At 32.7% G+C, this 10,377-nt stretch carries 3 protein-coding genes; 2 read left to right on the forward strand and 1 reads right to left on the reverse strand.

Annotated elements, in window-relative coordinates:
• The coding region (locus tag HMPREF3186_RS07765) for a ZmpA/ZmpB/ZmpC family metallo-endopeptidase (protein WP_060914675.1) at positions 1-4,386 on the forward strand (4,386 nt) is incomplete at its 5' end.
• 316 nt (positions 4,387-4,702) lie between these two features.
• On the opposite strand, the gene HMPREF3186_RS07770 is transcribed toward HMPREF3186_RS07765, so the two are convergent.
• Positions 4,703-5,536 (reverse strand): YwqG family protein, encoded by an 834-nt coding sequence (locus HMPREF3186_RS07770; protein WP_060914676.1) that lies wholly within the window; start codon positions 5,534-5,536, stop codon positions 4,703-4,705.
• Positions 5,537-6,478: 942 nt separating this feature from the next.
• Here HMPREF3186_RS07770 and HMPREF3186_RS07775 point away from each other — a divergent pair.
• The coding region (locus tag HMPREF3186_RS07775) for a YSIRK-type signal peptide-containing protein (RefSeq protein ID WP_156438998.1) at positions 6,479-10,377 on the forward strand (3,899 nt) is incomplete at its 3' end.

The raw sequence follows: 10,377 nt of genomic DNA on the forward strand, positions 1-10,377 counted from the left end.
ACAAAAGGAACGCAAGAACCAGGTCATGAGGGCGAAGCGGCAGTAACAGAAGAACTTCCGACTTTAGAAGTTACTACAAGAAATAGAACGGAAACAGAAAATATTCCTTATACAACAGAAGAAATTCAAGATCCAACACTTTTGAAAAATCGTCGTAAAACTGAACAACCAGGTCAAGCAGGAACGCGTACAATTCAATATGAAGACTACATCGTAAATGGTAATGTAGTAGAAACTAAAGAACTATCACGAACTGAAGTAGCTCCAGTGAAAGAAATTGTTAAAGTAGGAACACTAGTAAAAGTTAAACCTACAGTAGAAATTACTAATTTAGTAAAAGATGAAGATAAGAAATCAATAACTGTAAGTTATAACTTAACAGACACAACATCGGCGTATGTTTCAGCTAAAGCACAGATATTCCATGAGAATCGATTAGTAAAAGAAGTAGATATAGAAAATTTAGCGAAAGAACAAGTCATAACAGGGTTAGATCATTATACACCATATACAATTAAAACACTTTTAACATATAATTTAGGTGAAAATAATAAACAAAGTATAGAAATATCTACAAGAGATTTCGAATTAGAATATAAGAAAATAGAAATCAAAGATGTAGATGCAGTAGAATTATATGGTAAAGAAGATGATGGACGTTATCGTAGATATTTAAGTTTAGATAAAGTGCCGACAGGAACTGATAACTATTTTGTGAAAGTAAAATCAGACAAATTTAAAGAAATGTATTTACCTGTTAAATCTATCACAGAAAATAGTGATGGAACATACAAAGTGACTGCTGCAGTAGGTGAATTAGTACAAGATAGTACTAATGGTTATAAAGAAAACTATACATTCAATATAGCGAAATCAAAAGCAGTTCAGCCAGGAGTATATACTTCATTTAAACAGTTGATAACAGCTATGAGAAGTAATATGTCAGGGGTATTTAAGTTGGCATCCGATATGACAGCAGATGAAGTTGGCTTAACTGATAATCAAACAAGTTATTTATCAGGGGAATTTACAGGTACGCTAATTGGAGCAGATGGAAGTAAAGCATATGCTATATACGACCTGAAAAAACCACTGTTCGACACACTAAAAAATGCAACAGTAAAAGACCTAGATGTTAAAAATGTAGATATAGATAGTGATGAGAATGCTGCAGCAATAGCTAAAGTAGCAGATACTGCGAAAATTAGTAATGTAGCAGTAGAAGGGAAAATATCAGGAAGAAAATCAGTAGCAGGATTAGTAGTTAGTGCAACAAATACAACAATAGAAAATAGTGCATTTACTGGTAAACTTGTTGCGAATCATACTGACTCTAGTGCCAAATATGCCGGAGGAATAGTAGGGAATCTAACAGGAGAAAATGCAAGGATTAATAAATCTAAAGTTGATGTTAAGATATCTTCTTCATCTCGTAATACCGATCAGGTTGCCGGAGGAATAGTAGGTAGATTAGAAAATGGTGCATTAGTATCTAATTCCGTTGCTACTGGAGAAATAAGAAATGGTCAAGGATATTCTAGAGTAGGAGGAATAGTCGGGTCTACTTGGAAAAATGGTCGAGTAAATGATGTTGTGAGTAACGTAGATGTAGGAGATGGATATGTTATTACAGGAGACCAATATAATGCAGCAGAGGTGCAAAATGCTGTTACCTCTATTGACAATAAAAAGCATGATATGTTCGCAACAAAAATATCAGAAGAACAATTAACGGCTAAGATTGCATCTTATGGAATAACTGTAACGCTTGATGATACAGGTGTAGACTTAAAAGGTAATGAGAGAAAAGTTGACTATACAACACTAAACAAAGCACAAAGTGGTAGAAAAATAGCGTATAATAATATTGAAAAATTAATGCCATTCTACAATAAAGAATTAATTGTAAAATATGGTAATAAAGTAGCTTCGACTGATAAATTATACACGACAGAATTATTGGATGTTGTACCAATGAAAGGTAATGAGATAGTAACAGATATTCATGCAAATAAAGGTTCTATAAATAGAATTATGTTACACTTTAAAGACAATACAGTAGACTATTTAGATGTAACATTTAAAGAAAACTTCAAAAATAATCAAGTAGTAGAATATAATGTTGCAGGTAAAGAGTATATATATACGCCAGAAGCCTTCATATCTGATTATACGGCAATAGCAAATAACGTTTTAAATGAACTGCAAAGTGTAACACTTACTTCAGATGAAACTAAGAAAGTATTAGGAATAACTGATAATGCAGCCTTAGACAATTTATATTTAGATAGAGAGTTCGATAAAGTAAAAACTAATATAGCAGAACACTTAAGAAAAATCTTAGCTATGGATAAATCAATTAACACAACAGGAGCGGGTGTGGTTGAGTATGTTAGTGAGAAAATCAAGAAAAATAAAGAAGCATTCATGTTAGGTCTTACTTATATGAATCGTTGGTACAATATCAATTATGATGATATAAATACAAAAGATTTATCGACTTATAAATTTGACTTTAATGGTAACAACTTGACTTCAACACTAGATACAATTATAGAACTAGGAAAGAGTGGTCTAGAAAATCTACAAGGATCGAATACGGTAGGGTTGTATGGAAACTACCTTGCTCAATTAAAAGGAGAAGATACTGTATTTGACTTTGTAGAAGCATATCGCAAATTATTCCTGCCGACTAAAACTAATAACCAATGGCTAAAAGATAATTCAAAAGCCTATATAGTAGAAAGTAAATCAAGTATAAAAGAAGTTCGTGAAAAACAAGAAGCGGCAACTGCAGATAGTAAGTATACGCTAGGTGTATATGATAGAATATCAGCTCCAAGTTGGGGTTATCGTAATATGTTGTTACCACTATTGACGTTACCAGAAGAATCTGTATACGTAATGTCGAATCTTTCTACACTAGCATTTGGTTCATATGAGCGTTATAGAGATAACGTAAATGGAAAAATTTTATCGGGAGATGCTTTACGTACTTACGTACGAGGACGAGTTGACTTAACAGCTAAAAGATTAAGAGATCATTATGATATTTGGTATAATCTTCTAAATGCAGAAGCTAAAGAAAGGTTATTCAGATCTCTAATAGTATATGATGGATTCAGAGTTAAGAATGAAGCAGGAGAACTTTATTGGGCAAGATTAAATGATAAAAATATTGCTTCAATAAGAGACTTCTTTGGTCCAGTAGGAAAATGGTATGAAATTCGCCCTACAGATGGAGCGTATGCGAACGGAAGTGCGATGCATTTTGTAACTGATAGATTATTAGATGATTTAGGTCCAACGGTGTACAGTCATGAAATGGTACATAATTCAGATTCTAATATTTATTTTGAAGGTCATGGTCGTAGAGAAGGGCAGGGTGCAGAATTATTTGCACTTGGACTTCTAGAATCAGCAGAGAGCCTTTCTTCTCATGGATTGGTGCTTAATACAGTTTACGAAGGGAATAAAGATGACTTAAACAGGGTGCATGCTTATAATCCAGTTGAACGCTTTAATTCGGATGAAGCCATTCAAAGCTATATGCATGGTTCATATGATGTTTTATATACACTTGATGCTATGGAAGCAGCAGCGGTATTAGGACAAAGTAATGATGTTAAGAAAAAATGGTTTAGAAAACTAGAAAACTATTATGTTCGTGACCCTAGGTATAATAACGAAACTCATGCAGGAAATAAAATCCGCCCATTAACAGATGAAGAAGTTGCACAACTAACAACGTTAGAGTCATTAATAGACAATAATATTATCAATAGACGTGGCTATGATGACAACAGAGAGTATAGACGAAATGGATATTATATGATAAATATGTTTTCTCCTGTATATTCGGCATTGAGTAATTCGAAAGGAGCACCAGGAGACATTATATTTAGAAAGATAGCTTATGAACTACTTGCAGAAAAAGGTTATCATAAAGGATTCCTACCTTATGTATCTAATCAATACGCGGGAGAAGCATTCGCTAGAGGAAATCGAACGTTCTCGGCTTGGTTTGGTAGAGATGTTGGATTAGTAACAGATGAATTAGTATTAGAAAAAGTATTTGATGGTGAATATGAAACATGGGGAGACTTTAAGAAAGAAATGTTCTATGAGCGTATAGATAAACAAGATAACTTAAAACCTATAACTATCCAGTACGAATTAGGAAAAGCGAATAGTACGAAAGAAGTAACTATAACATCTGCCCAAGAAATGCAAGAGTTAATAAATGAAGCGGTAGCGAGAGATATTACTAATATTGATCGTACAACAAGCCATGCTCCAGCAAGTTGGGTGCATTTACTTAAACAAAAAATCTATAATGCATATCTTCGTATTACAGATGACTTCAAAGAGTCTATATATAAATAATATAATTATATATAAGATTTATTGAGAAATATATTCACGTAATAAAACGTAGAAAAAAATTCTAATACAAAGACATGAAGAATCCTCCTTTTACAAGTTTTCCTGTAAAAGGAGGATCGTTATATATTGGCTCTTTGAAAAGTGCGGGGCATGGAAAAATAAAAGTGGCTCTCTAAAAACAGAGTAGTATTAAAAGAAAATAAAACCATTTTTATTTGAGATTAGAAATAGCCCTCTAAAATTTTGACAAATTTTGGAGAGTTATTGGCTTTTTAGATTAATCTTTGAATTTTAAAAAGAGATGAAATAATATCGATTAGAAACAATCCCAGTTAAATAATACATCTTCGAAGTTTAGATGCTCCAACTTTTCCTTATTAATAAAGAAGTTGGCGACACCAGAATCGCCCCACATAATTCCACTGCTGTTAGAATCGTTATCCCAGTGGCTTTCTACTTGGAGTAAAGTAATACCGTAAGCATCTTTTTCTTCCGGATTACGAGGATCCCACTGAGTAAATGTAGGATAAGCACCTATAGCGTGGTCAACACCACTAAAAGCTTTGAATAAAGTATTGAAAACATCGCGTTCTAAGTCATCGTACAAGTCTTCTATGTTTTCATCAGGGAATAACTCGTGTATTGTTTTTAATGCTATATCTTCAAAAAGAAAATCAGTTGAAGTAATTGTAGATATACCTTTTTCGAATTTTAATGCGAAAGAGGTATTTTTTTTATTGAATGGAGAATATTCCTCACTATTTTCTTCATCCAATAATTTATACTTATTAAGAATGCTTTCCTTTGTTATATTATTCTCAATATTTTTAATATATTTAACGCAATAGTCTTTTTTATTACCTAAACCGAAATCGTCATTTCTGCTAATCCAAAATTGTAATAAGCCCTCTTTTGGATAGAGAGTATTTTCAGGTAAGTTGCTACAGTTTATTTGAGCAAGTAATGCTAGTTGATTACCATTTGAATCTTTAGGGGTATCCGAATCTGTTGAGATATATGGAAGACCTCCGAATTTACTATCTGTTAAATTAAGTGAATTATTTTCTTCTATAATAATGTTTATGCATTCACGACTATTATTTTTTTTAATTTCCTCTATAACTATGTTAATATCTTCAAGTGTAATCATAAAGAACCTCCATTATTTGTGTTGTTTATTTAAATGTTGTATTAATCAAATTTTATGGCTTTTGGGTCATTCCCTTGACCGCAATAGTAAGTTAATTATCTTGTATTAATTCTATGTTTTGATTATGTTGAATATTTATTTAAGAATAAATTCAAGAGTGTTGTACATTGGTAATAAAATCTTTTATTAATATAGCAGTTTAATGCTACTCATTCATAATGATAACAATTCCACACCTTAATTCTAGCACAATTAATTCAAATTAGCTAACGATGGGAGCTACTCAAAAACCGTGATTTCTTAAGAAACAAGATTTTGTATAGTCACTTCTCGCAGTAGTTTGTTAGATATCTAAAAAGACTTTATAAAGTGAATTTAGATGTTAATAAACCGCTGCGTCTATGAGTTATCATATGAGCTTTGTTAAATTTTATGACTTTTGGATTCCTGCAAAAGAGTATATTATAAGTTTTTAAAATAGGAAATATTCCAAATTATATATTTAAAACAATAGATTTAAAAGTATTTTTATAACTTCTTAAACATTTAATGATGCATATCAAGTATTTAAAGTTTTTATATTATGATAAGTTATACAAAAGAAAACTAAAGTGAAATAAATTATAGAAAATTTAAATATTCTCTATAAAAATCACATTTTTTCTGTAAGTAATAATTAGTATTAGTTACATATAGTGATATATAGTGGAATAATGATATAAAAGGGAAAACTTTTATAAGCATATGATGAATCTTTTTTATAGACAAAGTACTCCCAATTTGGTAGAATTATGAGTATAAAATATGTTTTATAAATATGTTTTTAATAATTTATTTATAACTGTTTAATAGCAATAAAAACGATAAAAATTTGATTTTCTTACAGAAATATTAAAATTATCGTTGATTTTGCATGTTTATATTATATTTAGGAGGTAATACATGATAGGAAAAAACAATCACTATTTAAGAGATAGCAAAGATGGTACTAAGGTAGAATCGTATTCTATCAAGAAATTTAAAGTAGGTGCAGCATCAGTAGTAATCGGTGCGAGTATTTTTCTTGGTGCTGGCGCAGTAGCTCAAGCTAGTGAGGAAGTATCAAACAACACAACAGCGGATAATACAACAAACGCTGGAGCTAAAGAAAATGTTCCTACTGCACCAGTAGCGACGACACAACCAGTAGCTAAAGAAACTACTAAAGAAGACGTGGCAGCAGGATTAGCGGCAAAATTAGGTGGAGAAGTTAAAGCTTTAGACAAAACTAAACTTGAAAGCTACATTGCAGAAATCGAAGGAAAACTTGCAGATGGAACGTACGCTAACAAAACAGAAGAGAGTGTTGCAGTATTAAAAGAAGAACTAAAAGCAGCGAAAGCTACATTAGCAGATGCAACAACTCAAGACGAAATCACAAAAGCTTACAGTAAATTAGTAACTACAGCAAACACTAAATTAAAAAACAAACCTGTAGAGAAAAAAGAAACTCCAGCAGTAGATACTACTAACGGAAAAGAAACTGTAGGTAAAAAAGCAGAAAACACTGAGAAAAAATCAGAATCTAACTCAATCGAAAACACAGGATCTAAAGATCCACGTAACGGTAAAGCATTAGATAAAAATAATGCATTTAGAGCTGAGACTTCAAAAACTGTAAATAATATTACTTATACTGCAGAGTTTTCAAATGATACGACAAAAGAAATTTATGTGTATAATGAAGAAGAGGCTGATGTAACATTTACAATTAATACAACTTCTGGAAATATAAGAAAAGCAATAGTCCGAGGAAAAGGTGAAAAAGTTTTAGGAGATAATCCTGATGGAGAAGTTCAAACGAATGATTATGGTTGGAATTACCATCAAATAGTAGCCGAAACACCGGGAACTGTTACAGTAAGAATGACAGGTAAGCCAAATGATACATTTAAAGGAATTAGAGATTATACAAAACAAGAAGATCAATCGGCTGCATTAGGAGATAGATACCTACTAATTGAGAATACTGCAGGGGATCAAGTTCATGAAAATGGTACTGGACCATCACAACCTGGGTATTTCAGAGTTATTGTTAAATCTCAAACATATAAATATGATATTCAACTACCAGAATCAAATGCTGATAAGATTGGTATTTCGAATGTCGATAATCCAACTGATGCAGATATTACCAAAATCAAAAACGAAATTAAAATTAAATATTCTGATAAAGCAACTACAGAAGATGCTCGACTAGCGTCTCACAAAGGAGAAGTCTTAGCAGATAAATCTACGGTAGTACAAGATGTCGCTGTTGCAGGTGGAACAGTTACTGTTATTTATAAAGATGGATCAGTAGACACTACTCCAGTTTCAAGTGTTGCACGTACAAACGAAACTCCAACAGTAAGTATTCCATTCTCGGATCGAACTCCAGATAAAAAAGATATTTATATCTACAATGGAGAGGAAGTTGATATAGATATTACATTTAACGATGATTCAGGAAAAATTCAATCAGCTGCCCTTAAAAGAGGTGGAAATATTGCGTTAAAAGATATTGGTGAAAATAAACAAGATAATGAATGGGGACTTGTTACAACTGTAATTAAAAATGAAACTACTACACCAGCAACAATTAAAATAACAGGAACAGTTAAAGGACTAAAAGATAATCAAATTCCAAAAACAGAGAGTCAAGCTTTTCCTATAGTATCACGTTTTGCAACAGCAACAGATTTAGATGGTGCATACATTGAAAATCAAGCAACAAAGTTTAATGCCGGGACTAACGTTGTTTCAGAATCTTATAAAACTGACCCAGGTGCTTTTACAATCACATTAAAAGCACAAACAGCAAAATATGATGTTGCAGAGCCAACAGCAAAAATTTCTGTAGCGAATCCTAACAGCATAACAGAGGCTGAGCTTGAGAATATTAAAAATAATATTAGTCTTGAGTATTCTAAAAATAATAATGATGCTCGTTTAGCGGACAAAAAAGGAGAAAGAGTTACAGACTCTACTCCGCTTATTAAGGATGTAAAACAAGATACAGCGGATGCTAATAAGCTTGTTGTAACATATAAAGATGGATCAACGGATAAGATTGATAAATCTAAATTCATTAAGGGTGGACCAGCACCAACAGTAAATACAACAATTAAAGCATCAGGAAGTATTCCGGATTCAGTCCCATCATCAGATTCAGAATTAACAGGTACAGGAACACCTGGAGCAACAGTTAAAGTTACTGTTAAGAATCCAGAAACAGGAGCTGTGATTTCAGAAAAAACAGCTGTAGTAGGAGAAGATGGTACTTGGAAACTTCCATTAGAAGAAGGATTAAATAGTAATACACAATTACCAGGAGCTAGTGAAGCAGCAAGACGATTCTTTGCACCTAAAAATCCAGTAGAAATTACACAAGTTGTAAATGGAATAGAGTCTGAGTCAAGAGCAGTTTCAGTAGCAGTAGGGGAATCTAAGATTTTACCATCATCAGCAGCTAAAGATGGTGAGAGTGTTGTAGCAGGAGCAAAAGAAGTAACGATAACTGTACCACATGATGCGGGAAGATCATATTTCTTCTATACTAATAAAGGTGCTACATCTACAACTGAGGTTGCTTTAGAACAAAGTCAAAATGGATGGTCAATCATCAAAAATGGTGATAAAGCAACTATTAAGTCAGTGGAAAAAGGAGTATCTGTTCATACAATCACATTGACAATGAACGAAAATGCGCTATTCCAAGAAGGTGAAAATAAGCTAGAAATTATCAGTCATAATGGACCGTCTTCGCCTCCAAGTCGTTTGGGAAGATACAAAATTAATGTAACAAACGAACAACCAACACTTGCTTCTAAAAATGGTCAACGAGAAACTACAGTAAATGTAGGAGATACTGTAGATCCAGTATCACTTGTTACTGCAGCAGACCATGAAGATGATAAAGATGCAACACTTGGAACTAAAGTACGTGCTGAAGTAATCTCAGTAAATGGAGATGAATCTGTTAAGACTGTGGATACAACAACTGCGGGAAGATATGAAGTTAAATATAAAGCGGTTGATAGCCAAGGAAAAGAATCAGATGTATTAACTCACACTGTAATTGTTCAAGGACCAGCGCCAACAGTTGAACTTCCATACTCAAATCAAGCTAATAAACAAATCTATGTTTATACAGGTGAAAACACTGATTTAACTTTCAAAGGTGCAGATGAAAAAGAAATTAAAGATCTTTACCTACGTGGACCTGGAGATATTTCAGGGAATAATGCAGCAGGCTATGGATTACCAACAGGTAAAGTTGAAAATGGTGAAGTGACTGGTGAAGGTTCAGTATCTGAAGATAAGACATCAGCTACTATCAAGATGACTGGGAAAACTAATCTAGCAGCTGGTAAAGAGTGGACAAGTTTTATTGTTTCTAAAGATAACGATGGCAAACTTTCAAACACTGATTATAGAGCACTAGATGTAGATCCTAACGCTAAAGAAAAACCAGGATATGCTCGATTCGTAGTTAAAAATCAAACATCTAAATACGATATAGCAACTCCAACAGAAAAAGTTGCTGTAACAGACCCAGCTAACGTAACGCAAGATGAGTTAGATAAAATCAAAGAAAAATTACAAATTGAGTATTCTAAGAATAATGATGATGCTAACTTAGCAGAGAAAAAAGGTAAAGCTGTAGATGCTGAAGATGCTAAGACTAAGATTAAATCAGTAGAAAAAGATAACGCTGGAAATCTTGTAGTAACATACACAGACGGATCTAAAGATACAAGACCGTTATCAGATTTTGTTGCTAAAAATCCAGAAGTAACACCAGTTAAAGATCCAGCAAA

The sequence above is a fragment of the Gemella haemolysans genome, assembly GCF_001553035.1.
Taxonomy (GTDB): Bacteria; Bacillota; Bacilli; order Staphylococcales; family Gemellaceae; genus Gemella; species Gemella haemolysans_B.

Coding starts and splice junctions, on each gene's coding strand:
- HMPREF3186_RS07770 (WP_060914676.1), bottom strand. CDS start 5,536: ATGATTACACTTGAAGATATTAACATAGTTATAGAGGAAATTAAAAAA.